At 71.0% G+C, this 15,701-nt stretch carries 14 protein-coding genes; 3 read left to right on the forward strand and 11 right to left on the reverse strand.

Translation table 11 applies throughout. The features are described 5' to 3' along the window. Positions 1–108: 108 nt before the first annotated feature. Both OHS17_RS13120 and OHS17_RS13125 read right to left on the reverse strand, forming a co-directional pair. Entirely contained in the window at positions 109–1,182 is a 1,074-nt protein-coding gene (locus tag OHS17_RS13120) for a transglycosylase family protein (protein ID WP_330312307.1), read from the reverse strand. Between the two features lie 188 nt (positions 1,183–1,370). After that, on the reverse strand, positions 1,371–3,359 hold the full coding sequence (locus OHS17_RS13125; RefSeq protein ID WP_330312308.1) for a recombinase family protein: 1,989 nt from the start codon (positions 3,357–3,359) through the stop codon (positions 1,371–1,373). A gap of 115 nt (positions 3,360–3,474) precedes the next feature. Between OHS17_RS13125 and OHS17_RS13130 the strand changes: the two genes are divergently transcribed. Further along, positions 3,475–4,851 (forward strand): cytochrome P450 family protein, encoded by a 1,377-nt coding sequence (locus OHS17_RS13130; RefSeq protein WP_330312309.1) that lies wholly within the window; start codon positions 3,475–3,477, stop codon positions 4,849–4,851. A gap of 25 nt (positions 4,852–4,876) precedes the next feature. Here the strand turns inward: OHS17_RS13130 and OHS17_RS13135 are convergent, their stop codons facing one another. From OHS17_RS13135 to OHS17_RS13170, 8 genes are all read right to left on the reverse strand, one after another. Beyond that, positions 4,877–5,839, reverse strand: coding sequence for a nucleoside triphosphate pyrophosphohydrolase (locus tag OHS17_RS13135; RefSeq protein ID WP_330312310.1), 963 nt, complete (start codon positions 5,837–5,839; stop codon positions 4,877–4,879). Between the two features lie 33 nt (positions 5,840–5,872). After that, entirely contained in the window at positions 5,873–6,529 is a 657-nt protein-coding gene (locus tag OHS17_RS13140) for a SurA N-terminal domain-containing protein (protein ID WP_161212390.1), read from the reverse strand. 131 nt (positions 6,530–6,660) lie between these two features. Continuing rightward, the gene (locus tag OHS17_RS13145) at positions 6,661–7,107 is read right to left on the reverse strand and encodes a hypothetical protein (RefSeq protein WP_330312311.1); all 447 of its coding nucleotides are present in this window, start codon (positions 7,105–7,107) and stop codon (positions 6,661–6,663) included. A gap of 72 nt (positions 7,108–7,179) precedes the next feature. Continuing rightward, positions 7,180–7,563 (reverse strand): GtrA family protein, encoded by a 384-nt coding sequence (locus OHS17_RS13150; RefSeq protein WP_330312312.1) that lies wholly within the window; start codon positions 7,561–7,563, stop codon positions 7,180–7,182. Beyond that, positions 7,560–8,528 (reverse strand): glycosyltransferase family 2 protein, encoded by a 969-nt coding sequence (locus OHS17_RS13155; RefSeq protein ID WP_018104081.1) that lies wholly within the window; start codon positions 8,526–8,528, stop codon positions 7,560–7,562. Before OHS17_RS13155 ends, OHS17_RS13150 begins: the two co-directional genes overlap by 4 nt. A gap of 87 nt (positions 8,529–8,615) precedes the next feature. Next, a complete protein-coding gene (locus tag OHS17_RS13160) occupies positions 8,616–10,148 on the reverse strand; it encodes a serine/threonine-protein kinase (RefSeq protein WP_330312313.1) in 1,533 nt (510 codons plus the stop codon). Further along, the gene (locus OHS17_RS13165) at positions 10,145–10,744 is read right to left on the reverse strand and encodes a hypothetical protein (RefSeq protein WP_330312314.1); all 600 of its coding nucleotides are present in this window, start codon (positions 10,742–10,744) and stop codon (positions 10,145–10,147) included. Before OHS17_RS13165 ends, OHS17_RS13160 begins: the two co-directional genes overlap by 4 nt. 122 nt (positions 10,745–10,866) lie before the next feature. Further along, positions 10,867–13,017 (reverse strand): N-6 DNA methylase, encoded by a 2,151-nt coding sequence (locus OHS17_RS13170; protein ID WP_330312315.1) that lies wholly within the window; start codon positions 13,015–13,017, stop codon positions 10,867–10,869. Between the two features lie 220 nt (positions 13,018–13,237). Between OHS17_RS13170 and OHS17_RS13175 the strand changes: the two genes are divergently transcribed. Then, positions 13,238–14,122, forward strand: a complete 885-nt coding sequence (locus OHS17_RS13175) for a DUF4190 domain-containing protein (protein ID WP_330312316.1) — start codon at positions 13,238–13,240, stop codon at positions 14,120–14,122. Between the two features lie 60 nt (positions 14,123–14,182). Here the strand turns inward: OHS17_RS13175 and OHS17_RS13180 are convergent, their stop codons facing one another. Continuing rightward, positions 14,183–14,812 carry a TetR/AcrR family transcriptional regulator gene (locus tag OHS17_RS13180; RefSeq protein WP_330312317.1) on the reverse strand — a complete coding sequence of 210 codons (630 nt, stop codon included), beginning with the start codon at positions 14,810–14,812 and terminating at the stop codon, positions 14,183–14,185. A 78-nt stretch (positions 14,813–14,890) separates the two neighbouring features. Here OHS17_RS13180 and OHS17_RS13185 point away from each other — a divergent pair, with 78 nt between their 5' ends. After that, positions 14,891–15,664, forward strand: coding sequence for an SDR family oxidoreductase (locus OHS17_RS13185; protein WP_330312318.1), 774 nt, complete (start codon positions 14,891–14,893; stop codon positions 15,662–15,664). The last annotated feature ends 37 nt before the right edge of the window (positions 15,665–15,701 follow it).

The following is a 15,701-nucleotide window of genomic DNA, read 5'->3' on the forward strand; positions in this document are numbered from 1 at the left end:
CCTCCCGGACAAGGGGCGTGAGTTCACGCAAAGAGACCCATGTCTCACTCGGTCAAAAGTGGGACATGGGCCTCTTAAACCACCCAAAGCGCAGGGGGCTCTAACGGCTCATCCGGCGCTCTCGGCGACCTGGTCCGGGGCCAGGTCACCCAGGCCCAGATCGAGGTTCTGGCCGGGCAGGATGAGGTCCGGGTCGGAGCCCACCTCGGCCCTGTTCGCCTCGTACAGCTCGGGCCAGCCGCCGGGCAGGTCCTGCGCGTCGGCGATCGCCCAGAGGTTGTCGCCCGGCCGCACGGTGTACGTGCCGCCAGCCGGCCCCGTGGCACTGTCGCGCGCGTCGCCGTCGCCCCGCGAGGCGTGGCGGCCCGTGTCGCGCCCGTCGGCCGTCCCGGTGGCGTCGTCGGCGGCCGGGGCGCCCCGGTGCTTGCCGCCCTTCGCCCGCGCGTCGTCCGTCGCGCCGGCCGAGGGGTCCGCGGAGGGGTCGCCCGAGGGCGTGGTGGACGGGTCGTCCGAGGCGGACGGGGTGCCGGAGGGGTCGGCGGACGGGTCGGCCGAAGCGTCGCCCGACGGGGAGGCGGAGGCGTCCGCCTTCTCCTCGGCGCTCCTGCCCGCGTGCTTGCCGGAGCTCTTGCCGGCCTCCTTGCCCGTGGTGGCCGCGTCGGACGCCTCGTCCGAGGCGGTGGCCGACGAGCCCGAGGAGGCGTCGTCCACCGGGTCGGTGCCGAGACCGGCGTCGAGGCCCGAGTCGGCGCCCCGGGCGGGGTCCTCCTCGCCCTTGTCGCCCGGGTCCACGTCCGCCTTGCCCGCGGCCTTGGTGAGCCCGGAGATCACCGCGCAGCTCGGCCACGCCTTGGGGCCCTTGGCGGCCAGGACCCGCTCGGCCACCGCAATCTGCTGCGAGCGGCTGGCGAGGTCGGCGCGCTCGGCGTACGACTCACCGCCGTACGCCTTCCACAGCTCCGGCGTGAACTGGAGACCGCCGTAGGAGCCGTTGCCGAGGTCGGCGCTCCACATGCCGCCGCTCTCGCAGTCGGCCACCCGGTCCCAGGTCGCGGTGTCCGCGGCGTGTGCGCTTGCCGCGCCGAGCAGCGGGATGGCGATGGCCGAGCCGGTGACGCCTGCGGCGACCACGATGGCGGGTGCCTGACGAGGGCGGCGGTGTCTGCCGTTCGCGGAGCCCATGGGAGATGCCTTCCGTGTGACTGACAAGCGACTGGTGAGTCGAACGGTGAACCTAGCGAAACTCGAACGTGAGTCACAAGTCGATGCAGTAGAGATCACGCGAAAGTCACAGGGTTGACAGAGTGTCACTTTCAGCCGCCCGCGCATGCCCCTTTCCACAGCCACGGAGAAGCGCCGGACCTGCCGCATCACAGCGCTGCACTGGCATCGAGAGCGTCACTGCACACCTGCACCGACAGACCCTCACGCGGTTGAACGGTGACGGTGAGCTGCGGCAGCACTGAATGCCGGTACGCCTCCACACCTCGGCGGTCCGCTCCCAGAACGGCCATGATCTCCGGCCAGGCTCCCCGCTTCCACCAGAAGCGCTGGCGCTCTCTCATGGGGTTGATCGGCCCCCAGATAAGCGGCATCTCGCCCCATGGCAAGCCGCTCCGCAACCTGTGGAGCATGCCGGAGAACTGCACGCGGATGTCGTACTTCGAGATGAAGTGCTTCTTCGACTTCTCGGGGAGAAATCGACGCAACATCGCCAGAACCGCTTCCCACTCCTCACCCGTCGGGTCGGGAGGTACCAAAGTCCCCGTTTCGTGATGCCACTCCCTGACCTCGCACCTGATGCCGGACCTGCTCGCCTTACCCATCGCCCGAGGTGTGACACGGACGTTGAGGAAGTCGCACAGCTCCTTGCGCCCGTCCGGCGTCATGCTGTCGAGCCCCTCACTCGCGTCGCTCGCGAGGGCGGCAAGTTTCCCCGCCTGCCACTGGTGATCGGTTTGTGCCTGCAGCCATTGCTCGGCGAATTCCTTCTGCCTTCTGCACTCCTCCAGCTCCTGCTCCATCGCCTTGAGTCCGGCCGTGAGCACAAGGGGATCGATACCGGCTGCCAGGTATGCGGGCACCTGCCGGTGGATGAGGTCCTCTCGCACCGCGATGTCGTCGGCAAGAACGCGTACCCGCTTCTCGTACTTCTCCTTGTCCCCCTGCGGGCTGCTAAGGCACTCGGCTACCCTCGCCCACAGCTGGTCCTTGTCCTTCATGAGATCGGCCAGTTGGGTCCAGACGGCTGCTTCCAGCTCCGCCGCATCAAAGTGCGGCTCTCGACAGGCACCCCCTTCCCCGACCGAGCCCTTACAGCGGTAGCCACGCGCTTTCCCGCTCCCCCGCCCCGTGCCGGTGTAGACCGACCCGCAGAGACTGTCGATCCGGCCGCTCAGGGGATAGATCCGGTCGTTGATTCGGCCGTTCTGGAACCCGATGCTTCTGAGGGTCTCCATGAGCTGTCGGGCGCGCTCCTCGGACAGAATGGGCGGAACACCCATCCTGACCGGGTCACCATGGACGGGGCTGCCGTCTTCGTGGAGCCGAGTGTTGTTCTTACCGGCACCTCGGTTTGTCTTGCGATAGACGACGTAGCCGCGGTGGATGGTCTCGCTGTGCAGGCGGTTGCGGAGATTCGCCGCACCCCACGGCACGCCGCTGCGGGTGAGAAGCCCCCGCGCGTTCAGTTCCTCGGCCGCCTCGGAAATGTTCATACCCCGGTCGACAATGAACTCGGTGGCAGCGAAGAGCACCCTGGACTCGTCGTCATCGGTGACCAGAACACTGAACGTCTTCTGCCGCCCTCCCACCGTTGTCGTGTCCTTCGCGATCCTGTAGCCGTAGGGGGCGGGGCCGCCGGGCCAGCCTCCATAGCTGATCTTCAGCTCACGACCGGCGTATGTTCGTTCCCTGATGCGCCGCCACTCCATTTCGGAAAGGGTGACGTGTCGCATGAACCGGGACCATCCGGTCTCCGTGCTGGTGTCGATGTCCTCACTGGCCGAGAGGAAGTGGACACCCAGGTCTGCCATGTCCCAGGCCCACTGGTACGCGGCACGCGCCGTGCGGCCGATTCGGTCCACTGCGGGGACGAGGATGCGGTTGAAGCAACCTCGGCGCGCATCCTGGACGAGGCGGTCCATCTCGGGCCGGCTCTCCAGCGCACCGGAGACGGCCTCGTCCACGTACTCGTCGTAGACCGTGGCCTCCGGATGACGGGCGAGCCAACCGTCGGAGATCCGTTTCTGGTCTTCGAGGCCGAAGCCGTCGAGTTGCTCGCCGGTGGAGACTCGCGCGTACTTCGCCACGACGATCACGGCTGAAGTGGGCAGGCGTAGGCGTGCCACAATGGGCATGTTCAGTCCTCCGAGACTGTTCCGTCCCCGGGGTGTTGACGCACCGCCGGGAAGGTTTCGGCCTCATGGCGCTCTACCAAGCGCTGTGAGGCCGGTGCCATTTTCAGAAGAGAATATGCTGCACGTACGAGCACTTTCTGTGGAAATGGGCGGCCCGTCACTCGTTCGTGTAGGGCGATCGTCGGCCTCGTCTCGCGGCCGCCTGCGGCAGAACCGGAGCCACGGGGCCGGATACCGTCGTCGTGTGAACCGCACTCCGCCGCCCGAACTCTTCACCTGGGAGTTCGCCACCGACCCGTACCCCGCCTATGCCTGGCTGAGGGAGCACAGCCCCGTACACCGGACGACCTTGCCGAGCGGTGTGGAGGCCTGGCTCGTCACCCGCTACGCGGACGCGCGGCAGGCCCTCGCGGACAGCCGTCTCTCGAAGAATCCGGCTCACCACGCGAAGGACGCCCAGGGCAAGAGCAAGACCGGCATCCCGGGCGAGCGCAGTGCCAACCTCATGACGCATCTGCTGAACATCGACCCGCCCGACCACACAAGGCTGCGTCGACTGGTGTCCAAGGCGTTCACGCCCCGGACGATCGCCGCTTTCGGGCCCCGCGTACAGGAGTTGGCGGACCGGCTCATCGATGACTTCGTGGAGAAGGGGGAGGCGGATCTGATCCATGACTTCGCCTTTCCGCTTCCCATCTACGCCATCTGCGATCTGCTCGGCGTACCCGAGGAGGATCAGGACGACTTCAGGGACTGGGCAGGCATGATGATCCGGCACGGCGGCGGCCCGCGCGGTGGGGTCGCCCGGTCCGTGAAGAAGATCCGCGCCTACCTCGCGGAGCTGATCCACCGCAAGCGGGAGAACCCCGGCGACGACCTGATCTCAGCGCTGATCCGGGCGAGCGACCACGGCGAGCACCTCACCGAGAACGAGGCCGCCGCGATGTGCTTCGTGATCCTCTTCGCGGGCTTCGAAACGACCATCAACCTGATCGGCAACAGCGCGCACGCGTTCTTCCGGAACCCCTCGCAGCGTGCCATGTTCCAGAACGCGGTCGAGCGAGAAGACGAGCGCCTTCTGGACACCGCCATCGAGGAGCTGCTGCGCTTCGACGGCCCGGTGGAGCTGGCCACCTGGCGCTACGCCACGGAGCCGCTCGACATCGGTGGAACGCAGATCCGCGAGGGCGATCCCGTGCTCGTGGTTCTCGCGGCGGCCGACCGCGATCCGGCCCGTTTCCCCGAGCCGGACTCGCTCGATCTGTCCCGTCGGGACAATCAGCATCTCGGATACGGGCACGGCATTCACTACTGCTTGGGTGCACCTCTGGCACGGCTTGAAGGCCGCATCGCGTTGGAGACCTTGTTCCGTCGCCTGCCCGACGTTCACCTGGCCGTAGAACCCGGTGACCTTCGATGGCGGGGCGGTCTCATCATGCGCGGCCTCCGCACGCTCCCGGTGGAGTTCACGGCGGCAGCGAGCAACGCGTAGGGGGGCGGAGACGGCGAGCGCGACGTTATCCGGTGCCCTCCGCCGTCCGGATCGCGTCCCGGTACGCGCGTCCCGCGGCCCGCAGCGAGGCCTCCGGGTCGACGCCCTCCTCCTGGGCCCGTACGGCGAGGGCGAGGAGGCGGTAGCCGATGTCGTCGCCCTCGGGGAGCGGCACGTCGAGTCCGGCGGTACGGACCCGGCTCGCGAGCTTCGCGGCGAGCGCCAGGCCGGGCTGGCCGAGCGGTACGCCGTCGGTGACGGATTCACGCTGCTTCTCGATCGCCTTGGTGCGCAGCCAGTGCGCGTGGACGTCCTCCGGGGTCTCGGCGGTCTCGTCGCCGAAGACGTGCGGGTGGCGGTGGATCAGCTTCTCGATGAGCGTGCCGGCCACGTCGTCCACGGAGAACGGCTCCTCTTCGTCCTCCTCCGCGATGCGCGCGTGGAAGACGACCTGGAGCAGTACGTCCCCGAGCTCCTCGCGCAGCTCCTCGCGGTCGCCGTCCTCGATCGCCTCGACCAGCTCGTACGCCTCCTCGATGGCGTACTTGGCGAGGCCCTTGTGGGTCTTCTGCGAGGTCCAGGGGCACTCGACGCGGATGCGGTCCATGACCTGGACGAGGTCGAGGAGCCTGGCGCCCGGCAGGTCGTACGCGCCGGGCAGCAGCTCCAGGTCCGGCATCCGGACCCGCCCGGAGCCGGCCAGCCGGGCCAGGCCGTCGGTGAGCGGCTGGTCGCCCGCGCCGCCGGTGAGGACGACCACGGTGCGGCCGCCCGCGCAGGCGTCCACGAGCTCCTGGGCGTCCGGGACGCCCGGGGTGACGGTGACGCCGGCCTCGCTCAGATACGGCAGCTGCGGCTGCTCCGGCTCGCCGCAGCGCACCTCGTCGGCGCCGTGCAGCGCCTGCCAGGCGGGCCAGGACAGCAGTCCGGGCGCGACCCGGTGGCTGACGGTGAGCAGGACGATGCGGCCGGGGTCTTCAGCGTTCACGCCACCGAATCTACCCCGGCCGTCACCGGGGGCTCAGGCCCCGGCCTCGGCGGCCGCCTGGGCGGGCTTGGTGACCTGGGAGATCCACGGGGCCTTGTAGTCGCCCAGCTGGATCTGCTGGTTGTCCCAGGTGCCGTAGCGGGGGTTGACGTCGACGTGGAGCGCCTTGGACGCCTTGGTCAGCGCGTCGCCGATGGCCTTGGTGCCCTCGGGCGTCGACGGGTCGGCGCCGAGGGCCTGGCCGAGCTTCGTGATCTGGATCTGCTCGCGCAGGAAGGCGTCGATCTGGCCCGGGGCGAGCCAGCGCTCCTGGAGGACGGCCTGCCGCAGCCCCTTCTCGCCGCTGTACTGGGCGACGGCCGACTTCCGCATCTGCTGGATCTCGGCACGGCTCACCGTGACGCCCGCGTCCGCCGCGGCCCGGTCGAGGACGCGGTCCAGGATCAGCCCGTGCAGCTTGGCGCGGGCCAGCTGGCCGGACTGGTCGGTGAGCTGGGCGGACTGCGGGGACGAGCCCTGCGCCTCGCGCACATCGGCCACCTGCGCCTGCACGGTGGACACCGTGATCCGGTCGCCGCCGACGACGGCCGCGGCGCCGGGGTGGGCCTGGCTGCCACAGGCGGAGAGGAGCGGCGCTGCGGCGAGCAGCGCGGCGGAGACGGTGAGCGCGGTGCGACGGCGGCGGTGCAAAGGAGCCTCCCGAGGAGATTGTGCGGCGGTGCACAAAGCCTTGCGGTGATCGATGTTAGGGAGTGGAACCGGTCCGGGCCACTGATTCGACCAACGATTCGGGAGGAGTTGGGGATGCGGGCCGCCCCGGCTCAGACGGTGGCCTCCGCGACGGGGACGAGTCCGGCCACGATGTCCAGGCTGTTGTTCCTGACCAGGGCGGGGAAGAAGAGGCGCAGCGCGCTGCCGGAGGACGCGTCGACCAGGTCGAAGGACTTCTTCAGGACCCGGTTCTTGACCTCGGTGCGCGTGAGCCCCCGGAGCGGGAACGTGGCCAGGTGCCGGTCCGGCTTCGCGAAGGCCGGGTTGGCGACGAAGAGGAAGAGCCTCTCGCGGCTGATCGCCAGGTAGATCGGCGTGGGGGCCGCCGCCGCGATCATCGTCCCGCCGCTCAGTACCGCGGCGGCGACGCCCATCGCCAGGTTCCGCTTGACCGATATCTCGCTCAGGTTCACCAGGGACATCGCCACGATCTGCTCCCCGGGCTCCAGCATCGGCGTCACGGCCTTCAGCAGCGCCCGGCTTCTTCTTCCGTTCACAACACCCCTCGGTGACTCGTGCAATCAAGGCGGCGGGAGGACGGCCCTCCCGCGTGCCGGGGACATTGTGTCCTACACGGCCCGGCCTTCCGGCCGCAGCATGATCGTGCGCGAGACCACGAACGTAATGGGAATGGCGGCCGCGGCGGCCAGCAGCGGGGCGTAGCGGTCGCTGAATCCGGCCAGGTCGACCAAGAGGTAGACGCCGCCGGTGGTGATGACGAAGTTGGCCGCATTGGTGAGGGGGAAGAGCAGGAACTTCCGCCAGGTGGGCCGGGTGCGGTACGTGAAGTACGAGTTCAGGAAGAACGAGCCGGTCATGCTGAGCGCGAAGGCGAGCACATGGGCGGCGATGTACGGCAGCCAGTGCAGCAGGAGCAGGTAGAGGCCGTAGTACGTGCCGGTGTTCACCACGCCCACGACCGCGAAACGTGCTATTTGTGCGGTGACCGTCATCGGCGTACGAACTCCCGGGGCTCCGGCTCGGCGGCGGCTTCGCGGGTCCGGGTGTTGGTGGCCTTGACCAGGAAGTGCGGGCGGCGCTTGACCTCGTAGTAGATGCGCCCGACGTATTCGCCGACGACTCCGGCGAGGACCATCTGGACGCCGGCGAGCGCGGTGACGACGACGAGCAGGGTGACGTAACCAGGGGTGTCGACACCGCGTACGAGGGCGACGCCGACGATCCAGGCGGCGTAGGCGAGGGCGACGGAGGTGAGGAGCAGGCCGAGGTAGAGGGCGGCGCGCAGGGGCTTGTTGTTGAAGGAGAGCAGCCCGTCGAGGCCGTAGTTGAGGAGCTTGCCGAAGGTCCAGGCGGAGCGGCCCTGTTCCCGTACGGCGTTCTCGTAACTGAACGTCGTGGTGGGGAAGCCGACCCAGGAGAAGAGGCCCTTGGAGAAGCGGTTGTACTCGGTGAGCGAGAGCACGGCGTCCGCCGCGCGGCGGGACAGGAGGCGGAAGTCTCCGACTCCGTCGACCAGTTCGACGTCCACGAGGCGGTTGATCAGCCAGTAGTAGGCGCGCGCGGAGAGGGTACGGGTGACGCGGTCGCCGGCCCGGGTGCGGCGGGCGATGACCTGGTCGTAGCCCCGGGCGTGCTCCTGGAGCATGCGTCCGACCAGCTCCGGCGGGTGCTGGAGGTCGGCGTCCATCAGGACGACGGCGTCCCCCTCGGCGTGCTGGAGACCGGCCAGCATGGCGGCCTCCTTGCCGAAGTTGCGGCTGAAGGAGACGTACCGGACGCGCGGGTCGGCGGTCGCCAGCTCCTGGATGAGGGGCAGGGTCCGGTCGGCGCTTCCGTCATCGACGTAGACGACCTCGAACGCGTCCCCGAGACGGGACATTTCGTCCGTGACGCGTTCATGGAAGCGTTCGAGGATCTCTTCCTCGTTGAAACAAGGCACCACCAGCGAGATCAGCACCCATGTACATCAACCGGTCAATGTGTCGCCCTCCGGAGCCCGGCGTGGCCGGTGGGCGGCCATCGGGTGAACGGCCCGTCCCGGGCCTCAGCCGCCCCGGACCTCCATCTGGCGTTCCAGCTGCCGGCGCAGCTCGACGGGCAGCGGGTGGTGCGGTCCGTAGGCGCGCTCGGTGTCGTACAGCAGGGACTGGAGCTGGGCGCGCGCGTTCGCGTGGTCGCCGAGGGCGAGCAGCAACTGCCCGATGCGGTGGCGGATCTCGTACGAGCGTGCCGGGTCGTTGCCCGTGGCGTACTGGTTCTCGTAGTACGGCAGCACGGCGCGGTACTCCGCGAGCGCGGCGGCGGGTTCGCCGAGCTGTTCCAGGCACTGGGCGACGTCGCAGCGGTAGCCGAGGGTCTGCGGGTCGGCGGAACCCGCCTCGGCGGCCCGGTCGTCGGCGAGCCGGCGCAGTTCGGGCAGGGCGCGGCGGTACTGGCCGTCGTCCATGAGGGTCGCCGCGTACTGCTTGCGCAGGATGCGGACCACCGGGGAGCCGGACCCGTGCTGTTCGGCGGCGACCGGGAGGAGCCCGCCGAGCATGTCCACGGCCTGGGTGATGCGGCCCTCGCCGAGGAGCCGCTTGACCTCGTCCACGGCGGCGGCGACGTCCGTACGGGCGGGCGGGGTGGCGGGCATGGCGGGCGGCGGGACCGTCGCGCGGTCGGGCCAGGGGGCGTGCGGGCGCAGGAAGGGGCGGGTGGGATCGAGCGGCCCGGCGGGCGGCCGGGAGCCGCGCGCGGGCAGCAGCGGGGCGAGGTGTTCGTACACCTCCTGGGCGCTGTCCGGGCGGTGCTGCGGGTCCTTGGCGAGCAGCCGCAGCACCAGCGCTTCCAGCGCCTCGGGGATGTCGGGCCGGATCTGGCGGACCGGCAGCGGCGGTTCGTACAGGTGCCGGTGCAGCACGCCGAGGGCGGTGGACCCGGCGAACGGCACATCGCCGCTGAGCAGTTCGTGCAGCAGGACGCCGAGGGCGTAGAGGTCGGTGTACGGGCCGACCGCGCCGCCCATGGCCTGCTCGGGGGCCATGTAGGCCGGGGATCCGATGGGCGAGCCGGTGTGCGTGAGCCGGGTGGTGTCCGTGTCGAGGACGGACGCGACACCGAGGTCGAGGACGAGCACGGTGCCGTCCGGACGGACCATCACGTTGCGGGGCTTGAGGTCGCGGTGGACGATCGGCACGGCGTGCACGGCGCTGAGGACGGCGCACAGCTGCGCGGCCACCGCGACGGCCCAGGGCCAGGGGTACGGGTCGTGCTCGGCGAGGTGGTCGCCGAGGTCGGCGCCCTCCACGTACTGCATGACGAGGAACAGGTCGTCGCCGTCGCTGCCGGCGTCGTGCACGGTGACCAGGCCCGGGTGATCCACCTGCGCGGTGACCCGGCACTCGCGGACGAAGCGGCGGCGCAGTTCCTCGGCGGCCTCGCTGCCGATGGGGCCGGTGACCCGGTCGGGGCGCAGCAGCTTGACGGCGACCCGGCGGTCGAGGCGCTGGTCGTAGGCCGTCCAGACCTGGCCCATGCCGCCCTGGCCGAGGATCGTCGCCAGCTCGTACCGCCCGCCGATGAGGCGACCGTTCACCGGCCCTCCTCCTTGCGGAGGTAGTCGCTCAGCTCGTCCAGCTCGGCGCGGACCTGGTCGATGCGCTGGGGCGGGGCGGGGCGCGCGTCCTCCGGCTGGGGGCAGCGGGTGAGGGGAAGCGGGTGGGCCTGCTGCTGCCCGGGGTGCGGCGGGTAGGGCTGCGGCTGTCCGTACGGAGGTGTGGGCACGGGCACGGTGGTGACGTACGCGTAGTCGGGCCCCTGGTGCGGGAGTCCGGCGCCCTTCCCGGTCAGGCGCGCGTGGAAACGTACGTCGGCGACGAGGTAGTACACACAGGCGGCCGCGAGGAGCAGGAGCATCAGCGCTATGAAGGCGTTGTCCATGGCGTCCGCCTCCACGTTCGGCTCGTTCCTGCCGAGTACGGCGACCACCACACAGATGAACGCGAAGCCGGTGCCGGCCAACCACCAGTCGAGGGCACGGCGGCGGACGAACGCGAGCCTGAGCAGCGGTGCCCACAGCAGAAAGCCCAAGGAGCAGACCGCGAGCAGGGTGAACAGCACGCGCATGGAGACGATCCAGGCCCTGCCGGGGACTCGGCGCGGCGCCGTGGGCGGAAGACCCGGGGCGTACATGGCTGCTCCTGGATTGCCTGGTCGTGAAACGTCCGCGCGCACACGGGCGTGCGTGCGGATCCGAGCGTAAGGGGCGACACCGACAGAGGGCTTGGGGTTGTGCGGAACCGTTGTGGTTCCGGTCACTCCGGCGTGACCGTACCGTCCGTCAGACCGTCGTAGAGGCCCTGGACGAGCTGTCCGCCGAGCCTTCCGGCGAGCCGCAGCGCGTCCTCGAACGCGGCGAGCGCGCGGAACCGTTCGCCGTACCGCCGCTGCTCCGCCAGGGGCAGGCGCGGCAGTTGGAGGCGGCGGGCGTCGAGCCGGGTGGCGGTGGAGGCGTGGCTGCTGGCCTGCCGGTTGTTGGTGGTGCCGCGCAGGAAGCCGGCGAGGAACCAGGGGTCGAGCACGGCCGGGTCGGGACGCAGCAGCTGGAGGTTGCGGCCGAGCGCGGCGCCCGCGGTGGCCTCGTCCACGACCCGGACGACGGTGACGCCGCCGAGCACGGGAACGACGACGTCGCCCGCCTCGACCAGGACGGGCTCCTCGGGGGCGCCGGTGGCCGGGGCGCCGGTGGCCGGGGCGCCGGAGGGCGGTGCGCCGCCCAGCACGTCGTGCTCGGTGAGGACGGGGCCGGTCCCGGTGCCCGCGCCTCCGTGGCGCAGCTGGAGGGCGCCCGCGCGGGCGAGTTCGCCGAGGGTGGTGAGCGGGCGGTGCGCGGGTGCGGTGGGCGCGGGGGGCGGCGGGGTGAGGCTCGTGGCGAGGCCCAGGGTCGTGGTCAGCCGCTCCCGTACGCCGACGAGCTCGGCGGGCCCGCCGGTGGCGGCGGGGGACGGGAGGTGGCGGGCGGGGGCGAGGTCCACGTCGTCGTCGAGGAGTTCGATGACAGGGACGGTGCGGGAGGCGGCGGAGTGCGGTGCCGTGGGCTGCGGCTGCTGTCCCTCGTACGCGTGCCAGGCGTCGAGTACCGCGTGGCGCAGGGCGGTCAGGTCGAGGCGGTCACGGCCTCCGCCGGTGGTCTGCTCGGCGGGCTCCGCGGTGTCGATCAGCAGCAGTTCGGGCGTGGGCTGCGGCTCGGTGCCGGGCCTGCGGAGCACCCACAGGTGGAGCGGGATGCCGTACGGGGGTGCGGCGCCGGCCGGGAGCGCGATGACGGCGCGCAGGGCGCCCCGGCGCAGCAGGTCGGCGCGGATGCGGCGGCCGGAGCGGCGGGAGGCGGCGGCGGGGGGCATCAGGAGGACGGCGGTGCCGCCGTCGCGCAGCCGGGCCAGCGCGTGCTGCACCCAGGCGAGTTCGGACTCGGTGCGGGCGGGGAAGCCGTACTCCCAGCGCGGGTCGTAGGCGAGTTCGTCGTGGCCCCAGTTGCGCTCGTTGAACGGCGGGTGGCAGAGCACCGCGTCGGCGGCCAGGCGCGGGAAGGCGTCGGTGCGCAGGGTGTCCCCGGTGCGCACGTCGAGGGTGCGGTCGCCGGGGGTGGTGCGCGGGGTGTCCGCGGTGCGCAGGGCGAGGCGGAGCGCGGTGACGGCGGCGAGGCCGGGGTCGCTCTCCTGGGCGTGGAGGGCGGTGGGGCGGCTCGTGGTGTCGGGGGCTCCCGCGGCGTCCGCCGGGCCGAGGGCCGCGGTCAGCAGGGCGCCGGTGCCCGCCGCCGGGTCGAGCACCGTGCGCACGCCCGGACCGCCGGTACCGGCCAGCTCCGCCATCAGTTCGGCGAGTCCGGGCGGGGTGAGCGTGTACTGGCGCGGGTTGGCGTCCAGCTGACGGCCGAGCAGGAACTCGTACGTCTCGTGGACGCCGGTCCCGCCGGTCCCGGCGGCCAGCTCGGCGGCGCCGCGCAGTAGCGGCACGGACGGCAGGAGCTCGGCGCGGTCCGGGGTGCGGACGGCGCGCCCGTTCCCGGCGGGGCCGAAGCGGTCGGCGAGGGCGTCGTCCAGGGCGAGCGAGAGCACCCCGGCCATCCGCTCGTCGGACACGCCGGTGATCTCCCGCCAGGCGGCGGGGCTGCGATTCACCAGGAGCAGGGCGCAGCCGGTGTGGACGAGGGCCGTGACGGGGCCCGCCGGGTGGCCGGCGAGCTGCTGCCAGACGCGTTCACGGAGGGGGACCTCGACCAGCTTGCCCTGGTCCCGGAGCCATCGCTCGACCTCGGCCAGGGCGAAGGACGGGCTGGTCTCGGTGCCGCCCACGGGGTGGGGGAAGTCGGCATGCCGACGGCGCCAGTTGCTGACGGCGGCGCGCCCCACGCCTGCCAGGCGGGCGATCCCGGCGGCGGTCACCTCTGTCGCGTTCTCCGGCACTTGCTGTCTCCCTGTGCTGTACCGCTGGCGGGTCGGGGCGAGCATACCGACCCGTACACAGCAGCGCACTCGCCACCGATTCACGGCGTGCATGAACCTCTTTCGCGTGAACCGTGTTGACTCGGTTCACAGATGATGCTGTGATTGACCCGTCTCTGAACGAGCGGCGTCAGGTGGATCCGCTCACCACTTCATCCCGTACTTGCCGAAGGGCACAGCCATGTCCCAGTTCACGCAGCCGCCGCAGTCCCCGCAGCCCCCGCACTCCCAGCCGCAGCAGCCGTACGGCCCCGCTCACGCGCCCGGCCTGCGCCCCGCGCGCAACGGACTGGGCATCGCCGCCCTGATCCTCGGGCTCATCGGCGCGGTGTCGGGCCTCATCCCGTTCCTCTTCTGGCTGGCGGGCATTCTCGGGACGATCGCGCTGATCCTGGGGCTCGTGGGCCGGGGCCGCGCCAAGAGGGGCGAGGCGACGAACAAGAAGATGGCCACGTTCGGCACGGTCCTCGCACTGATCGCGCTGATCATGTCGGTGGTCGGCGCGGTGATCACCTTCAGGGCGGTGGGCGACGCGGTGGACGACCTGAACAAGGCGGTGTCGGACACGAAGACGTCCGCGAAGCCGAAGGCGGGCGAGGACGCCGGCAAGGGCAAGGGCGCGGAGAAGGAGAAGTCCGGCGACGACAAGGCCGGCAAGGAGGAGAAGCCCACCGGTGAGGCGCTGGAGGCCGGTGACGGGATCGTGTACGACGACGACCTCACGGTCACGGTGGGCGACGCGACGAAGTACTCCCCCGGCGAGTTCGCGGCCGGTCACACCAAGGGCAACAAGGCGTACCAGGTCGCCGTGGTGATCGAAAACGCGGGCAAGGAGAAGTTCGACTCGGCGCTGGTCACCGTCGAAGGACGGGCCGGGAAGGACGGGGTCGACGCGGAGCAGATCTTCGACGACAAGGTCGGCTCGGGCTTCACCGGCACGATCCTGCCGGGCAAGAAGGTCACGGTGCTCTACGCGTTCGACGCACCGGCCGACGCGAAGAACCTCACCGTGGAGGTCAGCCCCAGCTTCACGTACGACTCGACGCAGTGGGACCTGAAGCTCTGACCCGCGCAGCGCGCCCGGCCCCCGCGGAACCCGCCCCCAGGGCGGGTTTTCCGCGTCTTCTCACCCTTCGCGCTCCCCCGGCCAGGCGGCCAGCGCCAGTTCGGCGATCTCGGCCAGCTCGTCCGGGCCCGCCCCGTCGCAGGAGCGCTGCGACATGCCTTGAACGACCGTCGCGAAGTACCCGGCGAGGGCCCGGGGGTTCACCCGCTCCGGCAGTTCGCCCGTCCGCTGCGCGTCCCGCAGCCGCGCCTCCCAGGCCGTGATGTTGGAGTTGCGCACGCCCCTCAGGCGGTCGGCCACCCCGGCGTCCTGCGAGGTGACGTTCACGGCCCCCCTGATCACCATGCAGCCCGCCGGGTGCGAGGGGTCCGCATAGATCCGCGCGGCCTCCCGCAGAAGGCGTGCGAACGCGCGGTAGGCCGTGGGCTCCTGTTCCAGGGCGTCGCGCATGAAGGTCCCGACCGGCGTCCTCCCGTACGCGGCGACCGCCTCCTCGAAGAGCGACCGCTTGTCGCCGAACGCGGCGTAGAGGCTCGCGGGCCGGATGCCCATCACCTCCGTCAGCTCACCGATCGAGGTCGCCCCGTAGCCTCGCTCCCAGAACAGCCGGACAGCCGCCGCGAGCGCGGCGTCCCGGTCGAAGGAGCGCGGCCGTCCGCGCACCGCACCTGTCTCACCCATGCCCCACATTCTAGAGCGCCCACTCAAGAAGTCGTGCTACGTTCTTTCTGGAATGATCGCTCAACAAATCGTCGAGGGGTAACAGTCATGCCTGCACACGCACTTGAGGGCAAGGTCGCACTGGTCACGGGTGGCAGCCGGGGCATCGGCCGGTCCATCGCGGAACGGCTGGGGCGCGAGGGCGCCGTCGTCGCCGTCGCCTACGCCCGGGACGCGGCGGCGGCCGACGAGGTCGTGGAGGTCATCCGGAAGGACGGCGGCTCGGCATTCGCCCTCCGGGCCGAGCTGGGCGCCCATGGGGACGCGGCCGCGCTGTGGGAGGCGTTCGACGCGGAGATCACCGCGCACGCGCCCGGCGGCGGGGTGGACATCATCGTGAACAACGCGGGCGTCGGTCTCTACTCCGAGCTGTCCTCGCTCACCGAGGAGGCGTTCGACGCGGTCTTCGCCGTCAACGTGCGGGCACCGTTCTTCATCGTCCGCCACGGGCTCGGCCGGCTGCGCGACGGCGGCCGGATCATCAACATATCCAGCGGCGCGGCCCGGGTCGCGATGCCGAACATCATCGCCTACAGCGCGACGAAGGGCGCCCTGGACAACTTCACGCTGACCCTCGCCAAGGAACTGGGCCCTCGCGGCATCACGGTCAACTCGGTGGCCCCCGGCATCATCGACACCGACATCAACGCGGACTGGCTGCGCGGCGACGCCGAGGCCCAGGCACGTTCCGCGTCCCTGGCCGCGCTGGGCCGCGTCGGACAGCCGGAGGACGTCGCGGACATCGTGGCGTTCCTCGCCTCGGACGACTCCCGCTGGGTGACGGGCACGGTGATCGACGCGACGGGGGGCTCGGGGCTCTGAGGACCCGCCCGGGGCACGCGGAAAGGCGGCGGACCGT

This window comes from Streptomyces sp. NBC_00523, from assembly GCF_036346615.1.
In the GTDB taxonomy this organism is placed as follows: Bacteria; Actinomycetota; Actinomycetes; order Streptomycetales; family Streptomycetaceae; genus Streptomyces.

What these genes read in the sequence shown, in the direction of transcription:
- OHS17_RS13120 (WP_330312307.1), bottom strand. Translation starts at nt 1,182, where the DNA reads ATGGGCTCCGCGAACGGCAGACACCGCCGCCCTCGTCAGGCACCCGCC.
- OHS17_RS13125 (WP_330312308.1), bottom strand. Translation starts at nt 3,359, where the DNA reads ATGCCCATTGTGGCACGCCTACGCCTGCCCACTTCAGCCGTGATCGTC.
- OHS17_RS13130 (WP_330312309.1), top strand. Translation starts at nt 3,475, where the DNA reads ATGCTGCACGTACGAGCACTTTCTGTGGAAATGGGCGGCCCGTCACTC.
- OHS17_RS13150 (WP_330312312.1), bottom strand. Translation starts at nt 7,563, where the DNA reads ATGACGGTCACCGCACAAATAGCACGTTTCGCGGTCGTGGGCGTGGTG.
- OHS17_RS13165 (WP_330312314.1), bottom strand. Translation starts at nt 10,744, where the DNA reads ATGTACGCCCCGGGTCTTCCGCCCACGGCGCCGCGCCGAGTCCCCGGC.
- OHS17_RS13175 (WP_330312316.1), top strand. Translation starts at nt 13,238, where the DNA reads ATGTCCCAGTTCACGCAGCCGCCGCAGTCCCCGCAGCCCCCGCACTCC.
- OHS17_RS13180 (WP_330312317.1), bottom strand. Translation starts at nt 14,812, where the DNA reads ATGTGGGGCATGGGTGAGACAGGTGCGGTGCGCGGACGGCCGCGCTCC.
- OHS17_RS13185 (WP_330312318.1), top strand. Translation starts at nt 14,891, where the DNA reads ATGCCTGCACACGCACTTGAGGGCAAGGTCGCACTGGTCACGGGTGGC.